Origin of the sequence: Sorangium sp. So ce367, assembly GCF_051520455.1 — a bacterium.
Classification (GTDB): Bacteria; Myxococcota_A; Polyangia; order Polyangiales; family Polyangiaceae; genus Sorangium; species Sorangium cellulosum_B.
In genome coordinates this window covers 9,385,855-9,409,024 of sequence record NZ_CP150334.1, presented here as the reverse complement: position 1 = coordinate 9,409,024, position 23,170 = coordinate 9,385,855, and the positions used below count along the sequence as shown (strand labels likewise).

The following is a 23,170-nucleotide window of genomic DNA, read 5'->3' as shown; positions in this document are numbered from 1 at the left end:
TGTCGCAGCATCCCTGACCCCGGCGAGGATCCTACCATCGGCCATTCGCGCGATCACGGCGCACGAAGAGGGCGCGTCCACGATCGCGGCGCCGCCGGTAGAAAGATCCGCTGTCGATAGGCGCCAGGGCGCAGAAATGACGAGAGCCCGCCGCACAGCACGTGCGCGGCGGGCCCTCGGACTGCTCACAGACGATGGTTTACTGCTGCTCCGGCCCCTTGCCCATCCAGTAGCTCTCGGGCGGGCCCAGGAGGCTCTCCTTCACGCCACCGGCGTCCACAACGATCTTCTGGACGATCACGCCCGGATGGACCATCCACACCTTCAGCGTGTGGTCACCCGCCGCGGCGATCGTGTGCTTGGTGCGCATGATGTTGGCGTTGTCCGAGGTGTGCCGCTCCCAGATCTTGTTGCCATTGCCGTTGAGCTCGACGGCGTGGCTCGTGTTGACCTTCTGGACCGGGTCGTCGTCGAACGACACGGCGTACTGCAGGCCTTCTTTCCAGTTCTGGAAGTTGTTCCTGGGCGACACGTAGACATACACGTTCACCGGGCCGCTGCTCGTCAGGTGCATGTCGTACTCGAGGCGAGGCGACGCGCCGCCGGGCTCCTGGGCCTCGGCCGTCACAGGGAACGGCGTCACGCCCGACCCGGTGCGCCCGATGTCCGGGAGCAGCTTCCACTCGACGTCGTCCGTGTTGACCGCGCGGCTGAAGTGATCGGCTTCCATCGAGACATAGCCGTTCGCCTCGATGAAGCGGTTCGGCTTCCACGCGACCTGCCGCGGGTCCTCGACGCGGGCCGTGACCACCACCGAGCTCCCGTCCGAGCCCGTGACCGTGATCGGGACATCGACCGGGAACGTCTGGTTCGTGGGGATCATGACCCAGTCGACCCTCACCGTCGCGCGCACCTCCTTGTCGACGACACCGTGGCTCGGATAGACGTTCAGCCACGGCGGGCACGGCGTGTTCGCGGCCCAGCCGGTGGGGCACTCGACCGGGAGAGCGACGTCGATCGCGTACTCGAGGGGCTCGCTGCCGCGGTTGAACACCTCGATGTACTGCTCGGGCTGCGTCTGATACCGGCTGAACGCGGGCAGCACGGGGGTCACCGTGGTCCCGTCGCCCGCGCCTTCGCCCGTCCAGAAGTTGCTCGATCCGTCGATCGCCACGCCGAGCTCGGCCGCCGCGGGGACATCGATCGAGACGAGCTCAGGCCAGATGAACTCCTGGATGTTGTTGTACTGGTGCTCCGGCTGCTGCCAGGACGGGTTCCCCGGCGCGCCGTAGCCGATGTGCGGCTGCGTCTGGAAGCCTTCCCACTTCCCGTCGGCGAGATCGTGATTGTAGTAGTAGGAGAGCGCCAGATCGTCCTGGAGCCGCGCCTCGGCGATGGCGGCCAGGTCGTTCGTGGCCGCGCGCCCCTGCGCCGCGTAGAGCTTGTTCTTGAACCCAGCCAGGCGCAGCGCGTACAGGTTGGCCGTCGCCTTCACCTGGTAGAGCACGAGCTGGAAGTAGGCGTCCTGCGCCTCCTCCGGCAGGAGCCTGGCCGCGAACTCCGCCTGCGAGGCCAGCGCCTCCCACTCCTCCGTGACGCTCTCGAGCTCGCGGTAGTTCGTGAGGCTGAACGGGCTCGCGCCGTCGTCGTACGTGATCGCGGCCGTGTCGGGATCCGGGACGTCGGTCGTGGGCGCGCTGACCATGAGATCGTAATCGACCGTGATCTTCCGGTTGGTCAGCTCCGGCTTCCGATCCGACTGCAGCAGCGAGTAGCTGCGCAGGATGTCGGCGATGATGTCCGCGTGCTCGGAGCCGAACTGCTGCTCGGTCCACCGCCGCTCCCAGTCGCCGATGCGCTCGACCGGCCAGCGGTCCGGGTTCCACGCGTAGTCGAGGAAGAACTGGAGCGGGAGCTCCTCGTTCTTGAAGTCTCCGACGTTGACGACCCAGAGCCGATCCACGCCGTAGTTGTAGGCGAGGTGGAGCTGCTCCCAGACGTTGGGCAGGAGGATCGTGTCGACCCACTTGTAGTTACGGCCGCCGCCGACGTAATCGAAGTGGTAGTAGAGGCCGAAGCCGCCGGCCCGCTCCTTGCCGAGCTCCGGCAGGCGCTTCATGTTGGACCAGTTGTCGTCGCAATAGACCACCGTGACGTCGTCCGGCACGTCGATGCCGGCGTCCCAGTAACCCTGGATCTCCTTGTACAGCGTCCAGACCTGGGGGATGGTCGTCACGTCCTTCCCCGTCACGTCGGCGAGGATCTTCCGCTGGGACTCGACGATGTTCTTCATGAGCGGGATGCCGTCCGCCGGGGGCAGGCTGACGTCGCCGGGGCCGCGCATGCCGAGCGTGACGACGCCCTCGATCTTCTCGTCGACCATCCGCTGGATGCCCTTGGTCCAGTGCTTCTTCAGCGCCTCGGAGTTCACCGAGAAGCGCCACTCGCCGGTGCCGCCGTACGGATCGTTCCCTGCCTTGGTGATGGTGCCTGCCGCATCCCTCTGCGCCGCGACCACGTGGCGATTCCACTCCTCGATACCCTGCATCATCGGGGCTTCGTGCGAGGTCCCCATCACGATGCCGTACCGCGTGGCCGTCGCGTGGTTCTCCGGGTCGTCCTCGCCGAACGCACGGCCCCAGACGGCCGGCCAGATGTAGTTCGCCTTCATGCGGAGCGCGACCTCGAAGATCTTCTCCCAGTAAAGGTGGTTGAGGCCTCCGGGGAAGCCCTCCGCCTTGCCCGGCCCGAACATCTTGGCCGCCCAGTTGCCCGTCGCGGGGTTCTCGTCGTTGATGAAGAACCCGCGGTACTTCACCTTCGGCTCGCCCTGGGTGTGCTGCCCGGGGAGCACGAAGAGCGCCTGCTTCTTCTGGGCCGGGACGTCGTCCCACCAGTACAGGGGCGACACGCCGATCTGCGAGGAGAGGTCGTACGCGCCGAAGATGGTGCCGCGCTGGTCGCTGCCGGCGATGACGAGCGCTCGGTCCACGCCCTCCACCGGCTGCTCGACGATCTGCGTGACGAACGTCTCCCACTTCCCCGTCAAGCCGGAGACGTCGAGCCGCTCGTCCGCCACCAGCTGATCGATGATCGGGCTATTGCCCACCGTCCCGACCAGGACCACTTCCTTCGCCGACGCCGGGATCTCGTTGTTGACGGCCGCGGCAGTGCCGGTCACCCGCTGGATGTCCGCCGCGAGGTCGTCCACGACGCGGTTCACGCCCGCATAATCGCCCTCGCTGACGACCAGCGGAGCGACCTTGCCGCCCACGGCGAGGGGGAAGCGACCCGCTCCACCTTCGGTTGAAACGTACTTCTCCAGGGAGCCCGTCACCGGGTCGACCGGCGACACGGGCGTCTCGCCGGGCGGGCCCTCGGGCCCCGGCTCGCCGGGCGCGCCGGGCGTGCCGGGCGCGCCCGGCTCTCCCGGATCGCCCTTCGCTCCATCCGACCCGCAGGCGGTCAACGAAGCGAGCGACATGGGGAGCAGCAAGCAGAGTAGCGAGGATCCGATTCGACCCTTCCTGATGACCATGCGTGCGTAACTCATAACGGTGTTTCCCTCGTTGATGCGGCTGACCGGCGTCGTCGACGCGCCCGCGCTGGACACGGGCCGTGACCTCCGGCGCTGAGGCCGGGCGCTCCTATGCAATCGTCCAAATCCCTGCGGCGATCCGCGCGATCGTGATCGCGATCCCGGCGATCACGAGGCCCTTGACGCGCGGACACGGTCCGGCGCGGAAGGCCCCTCGCTGCACGCCGCGTCGCCTGCAGTCGGGCTGGGTTCCGTGGTCGATAGTTGTTGACAGATGAAGCTCGGAGGCAGAGTTCGCCTACTCTGCACGAGTTGGCTGGGTGTCACCCAGGTTGCACCTCGCTGGTGTGGCCCGGGGGAATTCCCGCAGCACGCCGATCTGATCACGCAATCGCCTCGATTTTTCGGGTCGGCATCCGTTTTCGTGATCGTGGCGCACGGGGGACGCCGCCATGCGTCGAGGTGGCTGTGACCTGGTGCGCGCATTTCCTGGCTTACGGCAGCGGTGATGAGTGACGGTGTTTATGAAGCTCCGCTCGTCGATGGGGAAGAAGCCGTTGTTCTGGTAAACGATGTTTCCCTGAGCATCTGCAACCGTCGAGAGCGACGCCGTAACGACATTCAAAACGCCAAGATGCCGCGTCCGTCACGCTGCCTCGAAGTGGACAAGGATAAGTAAGACTCATTACAAATTAAACCAAGGGAGGGGCACAGGCAAGGTGGCCCGTTCCGCCGCGATACTGCTTCGAGAACAGCGCCATTGCAAGAGGAGGCTTTGGGGGCTCCAACAGGGCTTCGAGGCACGGGGCTGCGTCATTGTGTGCCGGGTGGTGGCTCTGATGGCCCGTTTGTGCCATCGTGGGTCAGAGGCAAGCCCTGAAGGCGGCGCGTCAATTTCATGGCGCTTCGGGTGCGACGTCGTCCCGCCGCTGTCCGCGTGCGGGTGAGAGCTGGAGCCGCGGAGCGCAGCGGCGCCGCGATGCGAGGACGGTGTGGTGCGCCGCTTGCCTTGCGCCATGCCTGGCACAACCTCCACAGGCTCGTTGGGAAAGGGCAATACCATGAGAGCACATCGCGTCATTCAAGGAGCGCTCCTGCTGGCAGCGGCGCAGCTTCCATTCGTCAGCGCTTGCGCTCGCGTCGTCGAGGGCTCGGACGGCGCCGAGGCCGAGGCGGAGCCGGACCGGGGCGACGACGCGGATCCCGGGCCGGAGTCGTCCGACACCACGTCGGGCGGCGGCGCGGACGCGCCTGATCCGGTTCTCGATCTGTTCGCTTGCAACTTCGAGCCGAGCTGTCAGCCGGTCACGATGCACGCCTATCCGATCCCGCCAGAGGCGCTCCCGTGCGCGGCCAAGCTGGTGACCGGAGGCGGCACGGGCGTCCTCCGCTCGATGCTCGCGCCTGGCCCGTACGTCGACGAGACCGAATCGCTGATCTTCGTGCTGGGCGACGGCACCGCGCTGGTGCAGACGCGCGAGAGGCACTGCGGGCGCGAAGGGATGGAGTGCGGGCCGACGGTGGTGTGGGAGGGGCCGTCGCCGCATCAGATCTGCGACCTCGTCGTCTCTCCGGACCTCGAAGCGGCGTGCGAGGAGGACACCGAGGGGTGCGGCTGGTGGCCGTGGGCTGACGTGGCGAACTGCCGGGCTGTCGAGGAGCACTCCTGCGAGGACGTCGCCGCCCTGCTCGCGGCCGGGTGATCGCGGCGGGGCGCACCGGCCGCGGGCCGCCGCGCTCGCCGGCAGTGACCGGTAGATCGTGCTTCAGAACGGCCAGATCGTCTGTTCCAGCTCGGAGAGCGAGGAGACGCGGGACTCCCAGCCTTCGATCCTGAGCTGGAACCTGAGGTTGCTGTACCGGTGCAGCAGCGCGAGGGCCATCAGCTTGCGGCTCAGCGCTGGGCCCAGCGCGGCAGGCGCGTATCCGCAGGCGCCCAGAAAGGCGCGCTGGAGGTCCGCGTTGCCGGCCGACAGGAAGAGGCACGGGCCCAGGAGATCGTACTCGGGTGCCCCGAGGCACGCGTCCGCGAAGTCGATCATGCCGGTGACGCTCCACCTCCCGCCCGCTCGGGTCACGAGGAGGTTCTCCGGCGTGTATTCGCCGGTCAGCAGGACCGGGACCACGGACGTCGGCAGCAGAGCGCGGGCAGACTCGAGGTAAGCCGGGATCTGCGAGACAAGGCGCTCGGGCAAGCCCATTCGCCGGTGCCGGCTCTCGCATCCGGCGAGCTGGCGCTCCAGGAACGCATCCCAGCCGAGATCGATGCTCTCCAGTCCAGAGGTGGGCAGCGCGTGGGCGGCCCTCATGATCTCGCCGACGCGGGCGAGCGCCTCGGCGCGCTCCGCGCCGCTCATCGCGGGCCAGGCCTCTTCGAGCGTGCGCCCCGGGAGGCGCGAGATCACGAGATAGGGCCAGCCTTCGAGCTCCGCTTGCCAGAGGAGCTCCGGCGTGGCCACGGGGACGTTCCCGTGGAAGCGCCCCAGCGAGAGGCGCTCGGCCTCGAACTGGTGCCGGAGGAAGGGCGGGAACAGCTTGATGATCTGGCCTGCGTCGTTCGAGACGACCACGTTGGTCCCGTGCGCGAAGGCGGAGAGCCCGCCCGACGAGAGCCCGTGGCGCTCGCACAACGCGCGGATCGCCGGGAGAAAGGCCGGGAGGTCGGCGCGGATCCGGTCGAAGCCGCCGGGGCCGTCGAACGATGGGAACAGGGATCGATCGCCGGGGGGCGCGCTGGGGTCGGGCGGCATCGAGGTGGCAGGTACCGTAACCCGCGCGCGCCAGCGCGGCCATCGCGGAGCTGGCGCGCGCCTGCGCGAGCAGGGAGGCCTGGTGGCGGGGCCCGAGCCGTCGGATAATCGCTCCGCGGGGAACGTAGTTCTTCGAACTCACCCGGTCCGCCTGAAAGGAGCATTCCGCATGCAGATACCCGACGCCCCGGAAACCTCCATCGAGCAGGTCGTCGCGATCTGTTCCTCGGCGCCCGGCGCGCCCGGTGCGGTCGCCGCCTGTTCCTCTGGGCGCGACGTCTTCGAGGAGGCCGGCGGGTGAGCGCGCCCCTGTTGCGGACCGCGGCGAACCGGGACCGGGTGCGCGCCGCCGTGGCGGCGCTCGGGGTCGGCGTGCTGTTGAGCTGTCTGGGCCCGACGGCGGGTCAGGTCGATCTGCCGGGCTTCGACACCCCCGTCGAGAAGGCGCTCTCGTTTCCGGCGGGAAAGGCGCTCGAGTTCCCGGTGCACGCCGAGAGCTACGAGCACAGCGGCGCAAACCACGTGCGCATCGAGGTGACCCTGCTCCGCGGAGGCGCGCCGGTCGGCACGATGGAGTGCGACGGCTTCGAGCTGGAAGGCGGGGCCGGGTGCGGATCGAGCGCAACCCACCTGAACGGCAGCTGCGCGATGACGGTCCCCGCCGGCGGGAGCGACGCTATCCGGGTCGTGGCGAGGCTCGCCGACAGGGACAACTCGGCCTCGTTCGAGGGGCTCAGCGTCTATATCCGGGATTGAAGGCCGGCAGCGCGCGGCGAAGGCGGCGCGGGGCTCGCGGCGCTGGCCGCTCGGCCGAGGTCAAGTATGCTCCCGGGCCGCCCGTGAGACCCTGGCCGCCGTCATGCCGCTGATCGTCGTCGAGGACCTGCGCAAGGCGTACCGGGTGGCCGAGCGCCGGCCGGGCGCCCTGGGCGCGCTCGCCGGGCTCGTGCGCCCGCGCTACCGCGCCGTCGACGCGCTCGCGGGCGTCTCGTTCTCGCTCGATCGGGGCGAGCTCGTCGGGTACATCGGGCCGAACGGCGCCGGCAAGTCGACGACGGTCAAGATCCTGGCGGGCATCCTCGTGCCGGACTCGGGGCGATGCGAGGTGGCCGGCCGCGTCCCGTGGCGCGAGCGCGTCGCGCACGTGGGGCGCCTCGGCGTCGTGTTCGGCCAGCGCACCCAGCTCCTGTGGGATCTGCCGGTGATCGACTCGTTCGAGCTCCTCCGGGACATCTACCGCGTCGGCGCGGCCGAGCACGCCCGCGCGCGCGACGAGCTCGTCGCGATGCTCGATCTCGGGCCGCTGCTCGACACGCCGGTGCGGCAGCTCAGCCTCGGCCAGCGAATGCGGTGCGATCTCGCGGCCGCGCTGCTCCACGCGCCCGACCTGCTCTTCCTCGACGAGCCGACGATTGGCCTCGACGCCGTCTCGAAGCTCGCGGTGCGGCGCTTCGTGCAGCGGCTCAACCGCGAGCGCGGCGTCACGGTGATCCTGACGACGCACGACATGGACGACATCGAGGCCCTCTGCTCGCGGGTCATCCTCATCGCCGGGGGGCGGGTGCTCTCGGACGGCTCGCTCGAGGCGCTGCGCGCGCAGGTCACCGCGGAGCGCTGGCTCATCGTGGACCTGGCCGACCCGGCGGCCGAGATCGACGAGCCGCGCGCCGAGGTGATCCGCCGCGAGGGCGCCCGCGTGACGCTGCGCTTCGACCCCGCCGCGATCTCGACGGCGGAGCTGGTCGGGCGCGTCACGGCCCGCACCCCGGTGCGCGACCTCCTGGTCCAGAACCCGCCCATCGACGAGATCGTGGCGCGGCTCTACGGCGAGGGCGGCGAGGCGGGGGCGCCGCCGTGAGCGCGCCGTTCGAGCGCTTTGCGGCCAACTTCGCCGCCTGTGCCGCCGTGTTTCGGGCGCGCTGCCGCGCGCTCCTGCAGTACCGCGCCGCGGCCGCGGCCGGGTTCGGCACGCAGCTGTTCTGGGGGTTCATCAAGGTCATGGTGCTCGAGGCGTTCTACGGGAACGCGGTCTCGGGCGCGCCGCCGCCGATGGCGCTCGGACAGGCGATCACGTACACGTGGCTCGGACAGGCGTTCTTCCAGCTGCTGCCGTTCTCGACCAACCCCGACCCCGAGGTGCGCGAGCTGATCCGCACCGGCGCGGTGGGCTACGAGCTGGCGCGCCCGCTCGATCTTCACGCGCTCTGGCTCGCCCGCGCGCTCGCCGCGCGCGTCGCGCCGACGCTGCTGCGCGCGGTCCCCATGTTCGCGGTCGCGGTGCCGCTCCTCGGGATGGGGCTGCCGCCGTCGCTGGCCGCCGCGGGCGCGTGGGCGGCGGCGATGGTCGGCGCGACGGCGCTCGTGGGCGCGTTCGCGACGGCGGTGACGTCGACGATGCTGTGGACGACGTCCGGCGACGGCATCGCGCGGATCGTGCCGTCGCTCGTGCTCGTCGCCTCCGGCATGATCGTGCCGCTGCCGCTGTTTCCGCCGTGGATGCTGCCGTGGCTCGACGCGCTGCCGTTCCGCGGCATGGTCGACGCGCCGTTCCGGCTCTACCTCGGGCACCTGCCCGCGGGGGCGCTCCCCGGCGTGCTGCTGCACCAGGCGCTGTGGACCGCCGTGTTCGTGGCGCTCGGCAGGGCGATGGTCGCGCGCGGCCTGCGCCGGCTCGTGGTGCAGGGCGGCTGAGGGGCGAGGGCGAGGGCGAGGAACAGACGAGATGTCGCTCGATGCAACGAGGCTTTACCTCCGGCTCGCCGCCGCGTCGCTGCGGGCGCAGATGCAGTATCGCGCGTCGTTCGTGATGTGGTCTGTCGGGCAGTTCATCACGGTGGGCATCGAGCTGCTCGGGGCGTGGGCGCTGTTCGACCGGTTCGGCGCGGTCCGAGGGTGGCGCTTCGCGGAGGTGGCGCTGCTGTTTGGACTCGTCAACGTCTCGTTCGCGCTCGCCGAGTCGTTCGGCCGCGGGTTCGACACCTTCTCCGGGATGGTGAGGTCGGGCGATTTCGACCGGCTCCTCCTGCGCCCGCGCTCCACGGCGTTCCAGGTCGCCACCGGGGAGTTCCAGTTCCTGCGCGCAGGGCGGCTCGCGGTCGGCCTCGTGATGCTCCTGTGGGCCGGCAGCGCGCTGAGCGTGGGGTGGACAGCGGCCAGGCTGGCGCTGCTCGCCGGCGCGATCGTCGGCGGGGCCTGCGTGTTTTACGGGCTCCTCGTGCTCCAGGCCACGCTGTGCTTCTGGACGGTCGAGTCGCTGGAGATCATGAACGCGTTGACCTATGGCGGCACGGAGGCGGCGCAGTACCCGCTGACCCTGTACCGCGACTGGTTCCGGCGCTTCTTCACGTTCGTCGTGCCGCTCGCGTTCGTGAGCTACATCCCCGCGGGCGCGCTGCTCGATCGCCCCACGGTCCCCGCGCTGCCCGAGGCGGCGCGCTGGGCGTCGCCGCTCGTGGGAGTGGCGTTCCTGCTCGTGTCGCTGCGCATCTGGCGGTTCGGGGAGCGGCGGTACCAGTCCACCGGGTCGTAGAATACCGATCACGTTGTTCAAGCGAGAAATTAGACGCCATGACACGCCATCAGACGCCATAAGAATAACAAAATATCTTGGCACCTTATGGCGTCTTATGGCGTCTTACAGAAAATCTGGGATCGTTCCTCACGCTGAGTTGGCACGTGCGCCCTTGGCGCTGCCTTCGAACGACGACGCCGGCTCGATCCGCAAGGGGCCGACCCACGGCGATGGTCGGGCCGTCACGGGACGCTCGCCCCTTGCAGCCCGAGCGAATATCACAGCTCGCGTGCTGCGGGCGCATGCTCTCTGCGCAAAAAATACAGAACGGTGGCGCCCTTCTCCCGCGTGTCCAGCTGGATCTCCATCGGTCCCAGCGATCCGCGGTTCAAGGAAAACTGGAGGAACTTGTCGTTGGGAATGCGTGGCCATTCGGGGTGGGTCAGCTTCGCGCGACAAAGGCTGGAAGCACAGGCGACATCGTGGACGCTGACCTGTGGACCCAGCTGCTCGGGAATCACCCGCGTGATCACCGGCTCTGTCTCACGACGCCATGCTGGGTCAGGCGGCTCGGCGTCGACTCGCGCGCTCAACTTGTCCCAGAACGCGATTCGCGCCTCGCGCACCGAACGCTCCTCTTCCTCGGGCTCGAGCGGCCTGCGCACGTCTGTGCTGTCGAGCTCTTCGCCGTCCGGCTCATCGCTGGTGCGAAGCCGGCCGGAGTCGAGGGGTTCGACCGCCTCCTCGCCCGCCGAGCCATGCTGCGAGCGGATGGCGGCCTTCAATGTCACGGCTCGCGGACGATGCGCTCCGCGTTCCAGGGCTGCGGGTCGCCGACCGTCCGCCGAAATCAATCCGCCCTCGCGCTCGATCGCCGAGGGGGTTGACATGCGCCCCAGAACGTATGCGCCGACCAGCGCTGCAACGCCGGCTAGCAGGATGAACAGCCAGTGCGATCGTCGTTCAATCACTGGTCCCCGCATGGACGCCCCGAGTTCATGATCTACATGATTCAGATCGGCCTGTTCGAATCGATCTAGTAGACGCGCACGGTCTGGAGGCCAGACGATCCACCTCCTGGAATCAAGCAGCTGACGCCGTAGATGTGTGAAGCGCTCTGCGGCGAAACGGTCATTGTGCCGGTTTTTGACACGGTCCCGGTGAAGGTCCCGGTCCCTGACTCGATGACTGGAGTCTCGCCGAGTTCGTTGCCGTCCTGGTCGTGTGCGTATCCGATGCACATCGCGTTCGCGCCGTTCGCGTCGTTGTTGTCGAACATGCGGACCCGAAAAGTCACCGTTCCTCCGAGCTGATGGTCTACCGGGATCGCGCAATGGACGGTCATCGAATTGCTCGACAGGTTCATGAGGGCGTTGGTCGCGCGCGACACATCGATGCCGTGGACCAGGTGGCACGCGGCGGCGTTCATTGTCGCTCCAGCCGACACGTCGCCCGAGCTCAATAGAAGACCCAGTGCGGGGAGGATTGTAAACGTTGCGAGCTTCTTCATGTGTCCGTTCCACTTTCCCAAGGTTGACCAACGATCGGCTTCCCCGAACGTTTGGCATCTATGCTCCAGTGCGACGCGCTCATGGCTATTGCGCTCTGCGAGGCAGTTTCGGCTCGCGGATTTGTCGATCCAGCAAGGCTCGGCGCCTACGCGACGCTGCTCCGCGTCGTTGCGCATGCGCTTCATGTTCGCTCGTCCGGGCGCGATTGCATGTCACGTGCCACACTCGGGAATCGCCAGAATTTCCTGTAAGCCGCGGCCCGCACGCCAGTCATGAGACTCCTGGCGCGACATGCGGCCCGATCTTGTGTGACATGTCACGGTTCTCGGCGTGACATGTCACGGTTCTCGGCGTGACATGTCACGGTTCCCGGCACATCGGCGCGCGCGCTGTGGCGTGGAGGCGCCCTTTCGATGCATAGACAAGTTGTCGATATAGCGTCGCTGTTTCGAGGCGGCCGGATCGCATGGGGGCATCCTGTCCACTGCCATCGGCGGCCACGAAAACCTTGATTGCCGAAGCCGTTTGGACGCCCTGTCCTCTGAAGAGATTCTTCCGGCCTGGCGCCGGCGCAGCCAGAAACAGGGCACAGAGGGTGACGGGACGGAACAGAAATGAAAACGCCAATGGATACGAGATCGCGGTGCCCAAAGTCGCGGCCGCTTGACGCTCGTGCCCGGTGCCTCTATAGCCGCCAAACCCTCGCCGCCCAAGGATCTCCGCGTGTCGATCAAGGACTATCTCTCCATCTCACCCGAGGTCAGGAAAGCGCTCGTCGACGGCCGGCCGGTGGTCGCGCTGGAGTCGACCATCATCACGCACGGCATGCCGTATCCGCAGAACCTCGAGATGGTGCAGCGCGTGGAGGCGGTAGTCCGCCGGAACGGCGCCGTGCCGGCGACGATCGCCATCATGGACGGCAAGCTCAGGGTGGGGGTGAAGGGGGAAGATCTCGAGCGGCTGGCCAGGGGGGGCGGCAAGGCGGCCAAGGCCTCGCGGCGCGACGTGGCGGCGCTCCTGGTCCTTGGCGGGCTGGCCGGGACGACCGTGGCGACCACGATGATGGCGGCGGCCTGGGCCGGTATCCGGGTCTTCGCCACCGGGGGCATCGGCGGCGTGCATCGCGGGGCGGAGGCGACCTTCGACATCTCCGCCGACCTCGAGGAGCTGAGTCAGACGCAGGTGGCGGTGGTCTGCGCCGGGGCCAAATCGATCCTCGACATTCCCAAGACGCTGGAGACGCTGGAGACGCATGGCGTGCCGGTCCTGGGCTATAAGACCGAGGATTTCCCGGCCTTCTGGGCGCGGCAGAGCGGGCAGAAGGTGGACCACAGGATCGAGAGCGCCGAGCAGGCGGCCAGGGTCATCGCGCTGCAGTTCGAGCTCGGCATGGGCGGGGTCCTTGTGGCCAACCCGATCCCCGAGAGCCATGCGATGGACGCCAGGGCGATCGAGGCGCGGATCGAGGAGGCGATCCGGTGCGCCGAGGCAGAGGGGGTGAGCCGGAAGGACCTGACGCCGTTCCTCTTGAAGCGCATCTTCGAGCTCACCGAGGGCAAGAGCCTCATCGCGAACATCGCGCTGGTCGAGAACAACGCGGCGGTGGCGGCGGAGATCGCGGTGGCCATGAGCGAGCTCGGGGCCAGGCCCAAGTCGAAGTCGAAGTCGAAGTCGAAGTCGAAGTCGAAGTCGAAGTCGAAGTCGAAGTCGAAGGCATGAGCGAGGCCGGCCGCGTGCTCGTGGTGGGCGACGTGATGACGGACGTGATCGTCCGCCCCGAGGGGCCGCTGGTGCGCGGCTCGGACCGGCGCGCCAAGATCGAGAGCCGCCCCGGAGGCTCCGGGGCCAACCAGGCGGTGTGGCTCGGCTCGATGGGAGCGAAGGTGTCGTTCGTCGCCCGGGTCGGAGCCAGGGACAAGCCGCATCTCGAAGCCTATTTCAAGGGCTTCCATGTCGACCCGATCCTCGCGGCCGACCCGCAGAGTCCGTCGGGCGTGCTGGTCATCCTCGTCGACGCCGACGGGGAGCGGAGCTTCCTTACCGACCGTGGGGCGAACCTCGCGCTCGAGCCTTCGGACATGCCGGTGGGGCTCCTGGACGAGACGCGGCTGGTGCTCCTCTCGGGGTACTCGCTCTTTGCCGAAGGGCCTCGGCGGGCCGTGCTGCGGCTCGCCGAAGAGGCGCGGCGCCGCGGCGTCCCGATCGCCCTCGACGCCGCTTCCGTGGGCTTTCTGCGGGAGGTGGGGGTCGGGAGCTTCCTTGAGTGGACACGAGGGATGTCGACGCTGCTCGCCAACGCCGACGAGGCTGAGGCGCTCTCGGGCACGGGTGACCTCACAGCGCAGATGATCGCGCTGGGCGCCTGTTTCGAGCGGGTGATCATCAAGCGTGGCGCGCGGGGCGCGGCGGTGGGCGGACGGCAGGGCGTGCGCCTCGACGAGCCGGCGCCTTGGGTCGAGGTGGTGGACACGACCGGGGCCGGCGATGCGTTCGCGGCCGGGTTCATCACCGCGGAGCTCCAGGGCGCGCGCGAGGCGGAGTGCCTGCGGCGCGGGATCGAGGCGGGATCGAGGGCGGTGAAGCAGCTGGGTGGGCAGCCGTAGTAGACGGCGTGCCGGGCGGCGATCAGCTCGCCCGCGCCTCCGCTGCGGCCGCGGCCTCGTGCGCCGCGGCGAGCTCTGCGTCCTTCGCCGCGATCCGCGCGAACGCCGGCCGGCTGCACACCCGCGCGACGTAGTCCGTCACCTCCGGCAGCTCGGGCACGAGCTTGAACTGCACCATCCACTCCAGCGCCTTGCCCCAGAGGACGTCGGCCGCCGAGAATCGATCGTCGAGCAGGTACGGCCCCTTCCGGAGCGCCTCCGCCACCACGCCGAACATCGTATCGAAATCTCCGTACGGAGACGTCGCGGCCGGGGCCGGATCGCGCTTCATCGCCCGATCGACGACGGCCGGCTCGAAGCACGACCCGTAGTACGCGATCCACCGGAGGTACGGCCCGCGCAGCGGATCCCCGATGGCCGGGGTCAGGCCGGCCTCCGGGAACAGATCGGCGAGGTAAATGACGATCGCGACCTGCTCGGTGACGAGCGCGCCGTCGTGCAGGATCGCGGGCACCTTCCCGAGCGGGTTCACGGCGAGGTAAGGGGCCTTCCGTTGCTCGCCGGCCTTCATGTTCAGCACGCGGAGCTCGTGGGGCGCGCCCAGCTCCTCGAGCAGGATGCGCGTGCCCACCGAGCGCGAGTTCGGTGAATGGAACAGGACGAGGTTGCCCCTCGGGGTCGTGGTCAAATCAGCCATGTTGCTGCCTCCGGGGCGGACGCTACTGCCCGGGCCAGGCGCGGTATTGTAAAACAGCGCCACGCGCGATCATGAGCCCGAGCATCACCCCCGAGGACCCCACCCGCGGCATCCTGAACCCGGCCGCGGGTCTCCAGCGCTTCGAGCTGCACCGCCACGCGCCCGCGCCGGACCTGGCCAGGCTCGTCGACTGGCACTGGGTCGTCCGCTGGTCGCTCACCGCGCCGTTCGAGCAGGAGCTCTTGCCGCACCCCTGCGTCAACCTGGCCATCGAGGCGCCGGGCTCGGCGGTGCACGGCATCGGAACCCGCCGCGAGGTCGTCCGGCTCGAGGGCACGGGGCGCGTCATCGCGACGAAGTTCAAGCCAGGCGGCTTCTTCCCGTTCGCGCCCCTCCCCATGCGCCGGCTGGTCGACAGCGTCGTCCCCCTCGCCGAGATCTTCGGCGGCGCGGCCGGGCCGCTCGAGCGCGCCGCGCTCGACCAGCCGGACGACGCCGTCGCGATCCGCGCCGTGGAGGAGCTCCTGCGCGCGCGCAAGGGCCCGGAGGACGCCGGGCTCGACGAGGCGATGGCGCTCGCCGTCCGCGCGCAGAAAGACCGCGACATCCACCGCGCCGAGGATCTCGCCCGGATCGCGGGCGTCTCGGTGCGCACGCTGCACCGCGCGTTCGAGCGGTACATCGGCGTCGGGCCCAAGTGGATCATCCGGCGGTCACGCGTGCAGGAGGCCGCGGAGCGCGTGGCCACGGGCGCGTCCGTCGCGTGGGCGGCGCTCGCGCAAGAGCTCGGGTATCATGATCAAGCGCACCTGATCCGGGAATTCAAGGCCCAGGTCGGCTTCACACCGGCCGTCTATGCAGAGCGGTGCGCGGCAGCGAGGTCGAAAGGCGGCCCGCCCGGCGTGAAGGGGTGAGCTCCGGGTTTACGGCCATTCACAGCGCGAGAAGGCGCCATGATGCGCAAGGTCTTGGTTCAATTTTCGCGGGCTGGAAGAACCCAAAGCGGCTTGCACCCAAGCTCCTGTGTCGATAGCATCCGCGCGCCGATCGCGCGCCATCGTCGGCGACGTCAGCTTTAGAGGTAATCGAATATGCGTCGATTTCAGAATCGCGTTTTCGTGGTCGCGTCGTTCTCTCTGGGACTGTTCGCGGCCATGCCGGTGTACGCGGCGTCGGTGCAGGCGGTGAGCCGGACGACGTGGGGAGCGAACGGCGTCCCGAGCTACGTCAACATGAACATCTATGTCCCCGACAAGCTGGCCGAGAATCCGCCCATCGTGGTGGGCTGCCACTCGTGCAGCACGCCGGTGAGCTCGTTCTTCAACAGCATCTCGGGTGTCAAAGCGGGCGCCGACAAGAACGGCTTCATCATCATCCTTCCGGAGGCCACCGGCCGGAACTGCTGGGACGTGGGCACGACGAAATCGCTGACCCACGACGGCGGCGGCGACACGCAGGCCGTCGCTCAGATGGTGAAGTACACGCTCGAGAAGTACAAAGGCGACCCGAAGCGCGTCTACGTGATGGGCGGCTCGTCCGGAGCGATGATGACGCAGGCCATGCTGGCGGTGTACCCGGACATCTTCCGGGCCGGCGCGGCGAGGGCGGGGGTGGCGGCCGGGTGCTGGGCGGACGGCTTCGACGGGGGCCAGCAATGGAGCAACAACTGCGCGGGGGGCAGGACGAGCAAATCGGCGCAGCAATGGGGAGACCAGGTCCGCGGGATGTTTCCTGGGTACACGGGGCATCGCCCGCGCCTCCAGATCTTCCACGGCACGGCGGACGCGACGATCAACTACAAGAACCAGGCCGAGGCGATCAAGGAATGGACGAACGTCCTCGAGCTGAGCGAGACCCCGACCTCGACCGACATGATCACGTCGGGCGGGACCACCTATGACCGCCAGTTCTGGAAGAACGAGTGTGGCCAGACGGTGTTCGAGGCATGGTCAGGGAGAAACGGCGCGCACTCCATGCCGTACGAGGCCGACGCCATCCTCGCGTTCTTCGGTCTCGACAAGGCCGGTGGCGCCGATCCTGAGACCGACTGTTCCGAGGCTGCCGGAAGCGGCGGCACGGGTGGCTCGGGCGACGGCTCCGGGGGTGATCAGAACGTCGGCGGCGCCGGGCCTGCTGCGGGGAGCGGCGGCGCCTCGGGGGACGGCGGAAGCACCGGTGAGGGCGTGACCGTCGGCTCTGGCGGGCAGCCCGCCGGCGGCGGCGAGGTCACCACGACGGGCGGCAGCGACCCGAGCAGCACGAGCGGCGCGAGCGGCACGAGCGGCACGAGCGGCGCTGCGGACAGCGCCACCACCGGCGCGGGCTCAGATTCTGAAGATGAATCGGGTGAAACGGGCGGGTGCGCCGTCATCGCCGGCGATGCCAAGCCGAAGAGCTCGTACGCAGCGGTCGTCGCCATGGGCCTTGCGCTGTTGACGCTCCGTCGCCGGCAGCGAAACGCCCGGAGCTGACACGTGTCTTGTCGGTGAGCTGACGCAACCCCTCGGCTTTTTCGAGAGGATTCACAGGGAGTCGGGGAGACGGGGAGCGAAATCCCATCACTCTCCCCGTCTCCCCGCCTCCCTGTTCAATTTTTCTTCTCCTGAAAACGCCAACAAGGGGTCTCCGCGCTAGAAGGGCACCTCCGGAATGGGCGCGCGGTCGTGCCCCGGCGCGGTCGTCGGCGGGTTCGGCGGCCTCCTGGAAGGAGCGGGGACACCCGTGTGCGGTGTCCTGGGCGTGGCGCTCGACGGTGGCCGTGCTGCCGTGGCGGACGTCGAGGGCGCCGGTGGCGCCGCGGTCTCGCCGGCGGCGTCCGCTGCAGAGCCCGTCGCCTCTGCAAAGGGCGCCGCGGGCGTCACGCTCTCCAGCGGCTCCGAGGAGCGCTCGACCTCTGCCGACGCGCTGGTGGCGACCTCCTCCGACGCCGGCGCGCCGGCCGAGGCGACCTTCGCGCCCGCCTCGCCCCCGGCGCTCGAGCCGCCCCGACGCAGCACGATGGTGACGCTGGCGCCGACGAGCATCGCCATCGCGATGCCGATCGCCAGCCTCGCGCGCTGAGGCCTCTGAAGTCGGGCCTCCTGCGCCGTCGATCCGGCGCCGGTCAGGGTGCCAGGCCTCGCCGAGCGGGGCGCGGCCGCTGGCTCGTCGAGCTTGGCGACGTCGAGCGCTATCGTCCCGCTGAGCCTCGGCCGAGCCGTGCTCGGCACGCCGGAGCACGGGGATTGCAGATCCGGAATCGATGGCGACGCCATGCCCGCGACACGGCGGAGCTCGCCCATCATCTCTCCGACCGACTGGAAGCGCTCCGCCCGCTCGCGGGCCAGCGCCCGCGCGAAGAAGGCATCGATCTCCGGCGGCAGGTCGGGCGCGATCAGGGACGCGCTGGGCACCTGACCGACCAGGATGTTGGCGATCACCGCGCCGAGCTGGGCCCCCTGAAAGGGCAGCTCGCCGGTGACGCCATAGAAGAGGATGACCCCGAGCGACCAGAGATCGCTGCGCTGGTCGATGTCCTTTTCGCCCCGGACCTGCTCCGGGCTCATGTAGTGGGGCGAGCCGAGCAGCTCCCCGGTGCGGGTCACCTCTTCCGTCAGCGCTGCGCCGGTGTCCTTGACGATGCCGAAGTCGAGGATCTTGACGACCTCGTCCTGCTCTCCCTCCACGCGCACGAGGAACAGGTTGGCAGGCTTGAGATCGCGATGGACGAGGCCGGCGTCGTGCGCGCGACGGATGGCCTTGCCGGCCTGCACAAGGATCAGGGTGGCGTCCACGAGAGAGAGCCGGCCGACGCGCAAGAGGCGCGTGCCCAGGTCCTCGCCCTGAAGCAGCTCCATCACGAGGTACGGAGTGTCGTCGTCGACGCCGAAGTCCTGAACGTAGACGACGTGCGGGCTCTGAAGGCTCGCGGCGATCCTCGCTTCACGCTCGAAGCGAGCGAGGAACGTCGACGACGCAGCATAGGTCGGGTCCATGAACTTGACCGCGACGAGAGAGCCCAAGTTGACGTGTCGTGCCACCCACACCGAGCCCATCCCGCCGTGCGAGAGAGGTCGTTCGAGACGATACTTCCCACCTACGACGGAATCCGGAGCGAACTGCATGGTGATGGCTTCCTCCTGATAGCCGAGGGAGGCGAGGGGAGCGTACAGGATAGGAAAGGCGCCGGCCACGACGAGGCGGGAGATGTCAGATGGATTATCCTTCTGTGCGCCACGTTCCGGGCGCCTCCGGCTCGACACGGCCACGAGATGGCTCCCCGGATCGCCGTGGCAGGTCCGGGTCCGACGCGGGCGTCGAGAGCGCCGCCGGTGCGTGACGTTCCTGACAACGGCGGTGTTCGGCGAGGGGGATGCGCTCGGGACGACGGCGAGCGCGGACGCTGCGCGCGCAACGTCGGCGCGCGTTCGTGAGCGGAGCGCCGGGGGCCTTGCTTGCGCAGCGCAGCACGCCGGGCCTCTGCGGCGGTCCGCCGGAGCCCGCGCCGGCGCCGGCGCCGCGAGAGAAGACAACGACACCCCGACCTCCGAACCCCCGCGCGGCAGCACGAGACCGCCCGCGAGAGCTATTGCGATCCCCTTGCCTCCGTCTAGAATCCACACTGCAATGAACAAATCATTTCGCAATTCAACTATCATCGCTGCTGGTCTCTCCCTCGCTCTCGGCGCGCTGGCCTGTGGAGAAGACGACAGCCCGGCAGACCAGACTGGAACGGGCGGCGGGGCGACCAGCGGGTCGGGCGGCGGGGCGACCACGGCGGGGTCGGGCGGCGGGGCGACCAGCGGGTCGGGCGGCGCGTCGACGTCGGCGTCGGCTTCGAGCGGCGGGGTGACGACGGCGTCCGGCGGCGATCCCAATCCCGATCCCGCGAACGCGCGGACCTTCGACCACCGCCACGCGAGCCTGGACGGTATCCCGGCGAGCTGCACCGAGGCGCTCAAGTCGGGGGACTTCGTCTTCCACTACGCCCACCGCTCGCACGGCTTCCAGATCATCGTCGGCGCCGAGAGCATCGAGGCGAAGACCCCTACTTACGCCTTCGAGACGGAGTATTGCGACGTCCCGCAGCAGGAAGGCGCCTTCCTGATGTGGGACGGGATGATCGACACCGACCTCATCCCGGGCGACCAGTACTGGGCGACCGAGGCCGGGATCGACGACGTGCGCACCATCCTCGGAGAGCACCCGGAGATCCGGTACTCGATGTGGGCGTGGTCCTCGGAGATCTCCGAGCAGACCGAGGAGGACGTGCAGCGGTACCTCGACGTGCTCGACGCGCTCGGGCAGGAGTTCCCGGAGGTGACCTTCATCTACATGACGGGGCCCGGTGACGAGGAGTACAACGGCGTGAACCGCACGGAGCGCAACCAGCAGATCCGCGATTTCTGCCGGGAGCATGGGAAGATCCTCTATGACTTCGAGGACCTCGACGTCCACGCGGACGGCGAGCGGCACACCATCACGGTGGACGGCGTCGAGATCCCGATGCAGCACCCGCGTTACGACGTGGAGACGTCCGGCAACGCGGAATACGAGCACACCCACACGACCCAGGGCGCCTGCGAGAACAAGGCCATGGCGTTCTGGCGCATGATGGCCGAGCTCGAGGGGTGCGCGCAGTAGCCCCCGAGGTCGGCGGGCGCGCGGGCCGGCGCTCGGCCGCGGCGACGCCGCGAGCCGCTGTCTTTCCTGTCGGTTAAGTCCCGGTTTCCGGCGGAGAACTCCGCCGGATCGCGTCGCTCACGTCTTGCGGGCCGCCTTGCGCCCATGCTACTCGGCTTTCGCACGGGCATGCTCCCCCGCGCGCCTCGCGCGCAGGGGCGCCGCCTGGCAGCCGATCGGAGGCGGGCCATGGAAAGCGCGATACCGCTCGGGAAGAAGCAGATCATCGACGGCCAGCTGCGGGTCTACTACTACGGTTACTGGATCAAGGCCTACGAGGCGCCGGCCGACACGCTGCTCGCGAAGAAGCGCCTCATCGAGGCGCTGACGCGGCGCCTGTTCAACCACGTCGAGCACGGCATCAACGTCCCAGGGAAACGGCTGGACGAGGCGCGGCTCGCCTTCGAGTCGGAGACCGATCCGCAGCGGAAGCGCGTCAAGGGCGCCATGCTCGCGGGCGCGATCTTCAATCGAGCGACGGATATCTTCACCAAGCTCGTCGAGATCCAGGAGCTCGGGGTCACGATCGAGCCCGACAATGCCCTGATGCGCGAGTGCGGAGAGCACCTCCTCGAGGCGCTGACGCTCGGGAAGATGGTGCTCCACCGCAGCGGCGAGGAGGGGCTCGACGAGCTCTGGGGCGAGCCCTTCAAGGCGTTCTCGTTCCCGATCGAGGCGTTCTACAACAGCCGGTATGTCAAGATCGCCCAGAGCATGAGGGCGATCGACGGCATTCGCGACGCGATGATCGCCACCTTCGCGGGCTCGCCGATGTTCGCCGGGCTGGACCGCCTGGCCCGCGAGTTCGCGCACGCGGCCAAGATCAAGTGCGAGACGCTGCGCACCGACGACGACATCTTCGAGGTCTGGACGTCGTTCGTCGTGTCGGCGGAGAAGCTCGCCGGCTTCCAGCCGCTGCTCGGCGCGGACGCCTCGCCTCACGAGCGGGAGCAGGCGGCCCGGGGCGTCGAGCTGATCGTCCGTGGCAAGAACGTGATCTCGTACATCACGCGCGCGCGCGTGCCGATGCCCAAGACCACGGGCGAGCTCCTCGATCGGTACGAGCGCTATCGCGCCACCTACGGCGCCGCGCCCGCGTCCGGGCCCGCGCGCAGCGTCGCCTGAGCGCCCGGGCCGGCCGGAGCGGTGTTGTAGGCGGGCGTCCGACATTTCGCCTGTCTGCTGTCACGGAATGTTTCCGTTGACGCTGGGGCGCGCGTCTCTGTATCACCAGGTGATGAAATACGCTTTGAGCGTTTCGGGAGCGCTCTTTATCGGCCTCTCGTCGCTCCCCGCGAGCGCGCTGGTCACGCAGCCGAACGGCAGCGTCATGCCGCAGGACTCGATGAACAACGAGGTCCAGCTCTACACCCTGTTCGCCAACCGGGAGGAGGCGCTCGATTACCAGGCCGATGGGAACACCGAGCCGTCCACGTTCTCGCCGCTCTGCGGCTTCACGGCGGAGCTGGTGCTCCGGCAGACAGGCTCTCGCCTCGGGGTCGGCTGGTACAACGTCGACCCCGCTGCCACGGCGCCGCCGGCGATCGGCGACATCCACGAGATCGTCCCCGCCGGCTCCTCGGTCGGCACCGTCATCACCGCCGCGGATATCCGGAGCAATCCAGCCTATGCGGGCGGGCAGATCGGCTTCGCCCTCATCGGCGCGCAGACCCACTACTCCGAGCAGCGCTGGAATCAGGTGTGCACGGGCTGCGCCACGCCCGGGCCCTGGGTCACCGCCGTCATCTATGCTTCGACGGTGACGCCGAACGCGTTCTACGTCGCGTTCGAGGATGGCAACGTCGGCCCGAAGCCTGGCGACTTCAACAACGATGGCGACTACAACGATTATGTCTACTTCTTCAGCGGCCTCACCTGCACCGGCGGCGGCGAGCCGTGCGACACCGGGCTGCCCGGCGTGTGCGCGCCAGGGGTGACCCAGTGCGCGGCGGATGGGCTCACCTGCCAGGGGCTCGTGCCGTCGTCGCAGGAGACCTGCGACGGGCTCGACAACGATTGCAACGGTACCGCCGACGAAGGCGACCTCTGCCCGCCGGAGCACGTCTGCGACCGGGGCGTGTGCGTGCAGGCGTGCGGCAGGGGCGAGTTCGTGTGCCCCTCGGACAAGGCATGTAATGCCGCGGGGTTCTGTGTCGAGCCGGCCTGCGCCGAGGTCGCCTGCGACGCGGGCGAGGTGTGCGTCGGCGGGCAGTGCCGCGCGCCTTGTGATGGAGTGCAGTGCCCTTCCCCGACGGTGTGCCGGGTCGGGGTGTGCGTCGACCCGTGCAGCACCGTGACCTGCGAGGAGGGCACGGTCTGCGACGGCGGCGTGTGCAAGCCGGAGTGCCCGTGCACGCCGTGCCCGAGCGGGCTCGCGTGCGAGGAGGCGAGCGGGCTTTGCAGAGAGTCGGCCTGCGTTGGCGTCGAGTGCCCGCCTGGCCAGCGCTGCGACGCGGGCGCCTGCGTGGACGCGTGCGCTGGGGCGGTGTGCCCGAGCGGGCAGATCTGCGCCGGCGGCGCCTGCGTGGAGGACACGAGCCCGACAGCGGCCAGCGGGACCGGCGGCTCGACGGGCGCGGGCCTGGACTCCGGCGCGGGCGGCGGCCTCACCGATCCGGCCGGCAGCGGAGCCACGGCTGGCAGCAGCAACGCTGCCGGCGGCGGCTCGGGCGGCGGCGGCTCGGGCGGGGCCGCCGCGGGCGGCTCCGGCGCGGACAGCGGCTGCGGCTGCACCGTGGCCGGCGCGCACGGCTCGCTCGGAGCGCCGCTCGCGGCCATCGCGCTGGCGCTGGCCGGCGCGCTCCGCCGGCGGCGGCGCGGCAGCGCCTCCGCGGAGGGCCAGGCGACTCGGGGATAGGCAGGGCGATGACAGCGCCGTGGCCGCTCCTCTCCGGCGAGC

At 69.2% G+C, this 23,170-nt stretch carries 19 protein-coding genes; 13 read left to right on the top strand and 6 right to left on the bottom strand.

Features of this window, described 5'->3' with window-relative positions; translation table 11 throughout:
* Window positions 1-199: 199 nt before the first annotated feature.
* Window positions 200-3,484 carry a glycosyl hydrolase 115 family protein gene (locus WME97_RS35740; protein WP_437544360.1) on the bottom strand — a complete coding sequence of 1,095 codons (3,285 nt, stop codon included), beginning with the start codon at window positions 3,482-3,484 and terminating at the stop codon, window positions 200-202.
* A 1,115-nt stretch (window positions 3,485-4,599) separates the two neighbouring features.
* On the opposite strand from WME97_RS35740, the gene WME97_RS35735 reads away from it, so the two are divergent.
* Window positions 4,600-5,241, top strand: coding sequence for a hypothetical protein (locus WME97_RS35735; RefSeq protein WP_437544359.1), 642 nt, complete (start codon window positions 4,600-4,602; stop codon window positions 5,239-5,241).
* Between the two features lie 63 nt (window positions 5,242-5,304).
* Here the strand turns inward: WME97_RS35735 and WME97_RS35730 are convergent, their stop codons facing one another.
* Window positions 5,305-6,288, bottom strand: a complete 984-nt coding sequence (locus tag WME97_RS35730) for a phosphotransferase family protein (RefSeq protein WP_437544357.1) — start codon at window positions 6,286-6,288, stop codon at window positions 5,305-5,307.
* A 169-nt stretch (window positions 6,289-6,457) separates the two neighbouring features.
* On the opposite strand from WME97_RS35730, the gene WME97_RS35725 reads away from it, so the two are divergent.
* From WME97_RS35725 to WME97_RS35705, 5 genes are all read left to right on the top strand, one after another.
* Window positions 6,458-6,589, top strand: coding sequence for a hypothetical protein (locus WME97_RS35725; RefSeq protein WP_437544355.1), 132 nt, complete (start codon window positions 6,458-6,460; stop codon window positions 6,587-6,589).
* Entirely contained in the window at window positions 6,586-7,044 is a 459-nt protein-coding gene (locus WME97_RS35720; protein WP_437544353.1) for a hypothetical protein, read from the top strand. The genes WME97_RS35725 and WME97_RS35720 overlap by 4 nt, the downstream gene beginning before the upstream one ends.
* Window positions 7,045-7,147: 103 nt before the next feature.
* On the top strand, window positions 7,148-8,146 hold the full coding sequence (locus WME97_RS35715; RefSeq protein ID WP_437544352.1) for an ABC transporter ATP-binding protein: 999 nt from the start codon (window positions 7,148-7,150) through the stop codon (window positions 8,144-8,146).
* The gene (locus WME97_RS35710; protein ID WP_437544350.1) at window positions 8,143-8,979 is read left to right on the top strand and encodes an ABC transporter permease; all 837 of its coding nucleotides are present in this window, start codon (window positions 8,143-8,145) and stop codon (window positions 8,977-8,979) included. The genes WME97_RS35715 and WME97_RS35710 overlap by 4 nt, the downstream gene beginning before the upstream one ends.
* A 31-nt stretch (window positions 8,980-9,010) precedes the next feature.
* On the top strand, window positions 9,011-9,817 hold the full coding sequence (locus WME97_RS35705) for an ABC transporter permease (protein ID WP_437544348.1): 807 nt from the start codon (window positions 9,011-9,013) through the stop codon (window positions 9,815-9,817).
* A gap of 260 nt (window positions 9,818-10,077) precedes the next feature.
* Here the strand turns inward: WME97_RS35705 and WME97_RS35700 are convergent, their stop codons facing one another.
* Window positions 10,078-10,770 (bottom strand): hypothetical protein, encoded by a 693-nt coding sequence (locus tag WME97_RS35700; protein WP_437544346.1) that lies wholly within the window; start codon window positions 10,768-10,770, stop codon window positions 10,078-10,080.
* A 65-nt stretch (window positions 10,771-10,835) separates the two neighbouring features.
* Window positions 10,836-11,495, bottom strand: a complete 660-nt coding sequence (locus WME97_RS35695) for a hypothetical protein (protein ID WP_437544344.1) — start codon at window positions 11,493-11,495, stop codon at window positions 10,836-10,838.
* A gap of 544 nt (window positions 11,496-12,039) precedes the next feature.
* Here WME97_RS35695 and WME97_RS35690 point away from each other — a divergent pair.
* Together WME97_RS35690 and WME97_RS35685 are read left to right on the top strand one after the other, a co-directional pair.
* Complete coding sequence (locus WME97_RS35690) at window positions 12,040-13,029, top strand: pseudouridine-5'-phosphate glycosidase (RefSeq protein WP_437555554.1); 990 nt, start codon at window positions 12,040-12,042, stop codon at window positions 13,027-13,029.
* Entirely contained in the window at window positions 13,026-13,913 is an 888-nt protein-coding gene (locus WME97_RS35685; RefSeq protein WP_437544342.1) for a carbohydrate kinase family protein, read from the top strand. The genes WME97_RS35690 and WME97_RS35685 overlap by 4 nt, the downstream gene beginning before the upstream one ends.
* A gap of 22 nt (window positions 13,914-13,935) precedes the next feature.
* On the opposite strand, the gene WME97_RS35680 is transcribed toward WME97_RS35685, so the two are convergent.
* Window positions 13,936-14,610 (bottom strand): glutathione S-transferase family protein, encoded by a 675-nt coding sequence (locus tag WME97_RS35680; RefSeq protein WP_437544340.1) that lies wholly within the window; start codon window positions 14,608-14,610, stop codon window positions 13,936-13,938.
* Between the two features lie 71 nt (window positions 14,611-14,681).
* On the opposite strand from WME97_RS35680, the gene WME97_RS35675 reads away from it, so the two are divergent.
* A complete protein-coding gene (locus WME97_RS35675) occupies window positions 14,682-15,524 on the top strand; it encodes a DUF6597 domain-containing transcriptional factor (RefSeq protein WP_437544339.1) in 843 nt (280 codons plus the stop codon).
* Between the two features lie 177 nt (window positions 15,525-15,701).
* Window positions 15,702-17,081: an extracellular catalytic domain type 1 short-chain-length polyhydroxyalkanoate depolymerase gene (locus tag WME97_RS35670; RefSeq protein ID WP_437544337.1), complete on the top strand. Its 1,380-nt coding sequence runs from the start codon at window positions 15,702-15,704 to the stop codon at window positions 17,079-17,081.
* Between the two features lie 159 nt (window positions 17,082-17,240).
* On the opposite strand, the gene WME97_RS35665 is transcribed toward WME97_RS35670, so the two are convergent.
* Window positions 17,241-18,713 (bottom strand): protein kinase domain-containing protein, encoded by a 1,473-nt coding sequence (locus WME97_RS35665; protein WP_437544335.1) that lies wholly within the window; start codon window positions 18,711-18,713, stop codon window positions 17,241-17,243.
* 724 nt (window positions 18,714-19,437) lie between these two features.
* Between WME97_RS35665 and WME97_RS35660 the strand changes: the two genes are divergently transcribed.
* From WME97_RS35660 to WME97_RS35650, 3 genes are all read left to right on the top strand, one after another.
* Window positions 19,438-20,232, top strand: a complete 795-nt coding sequence (locus tag WME97_RS35660; protein WP_437544333.1) for a hypothetical protein — start codon at window positions 19,438-19,440, stop codon at window positions 20,230-20,232.
* A gap of 228 nt (window positions 20,233-20,460) precedes the next feature.
* Window positions 20,461-21,396, top strand: a complete 936-nt coding sequence (locus tag WME97_RS35655; protein WP_437544331.1) for a hypothetical protein — start codon at window positions 20,461-20,463, stop codon at window positions 21,394-21,396.
* Window positions 21,397-21,508: 112 nt separating this feature from the next.
* On the top strand, window positions 21,509-23,128 hold the full coding sequence (locus tag WME97_RS35650; RefSeq protein ID WP_437544330.1) for an MYXO-CTERM sorting domain-containing protein: 1,620 nt from the start codon (window positions 21,509-21,511) through the stop codon (window positions 23,126-23,128).
* Window positions 23,129-23,170: the final 42 nt, after the last annotated feature.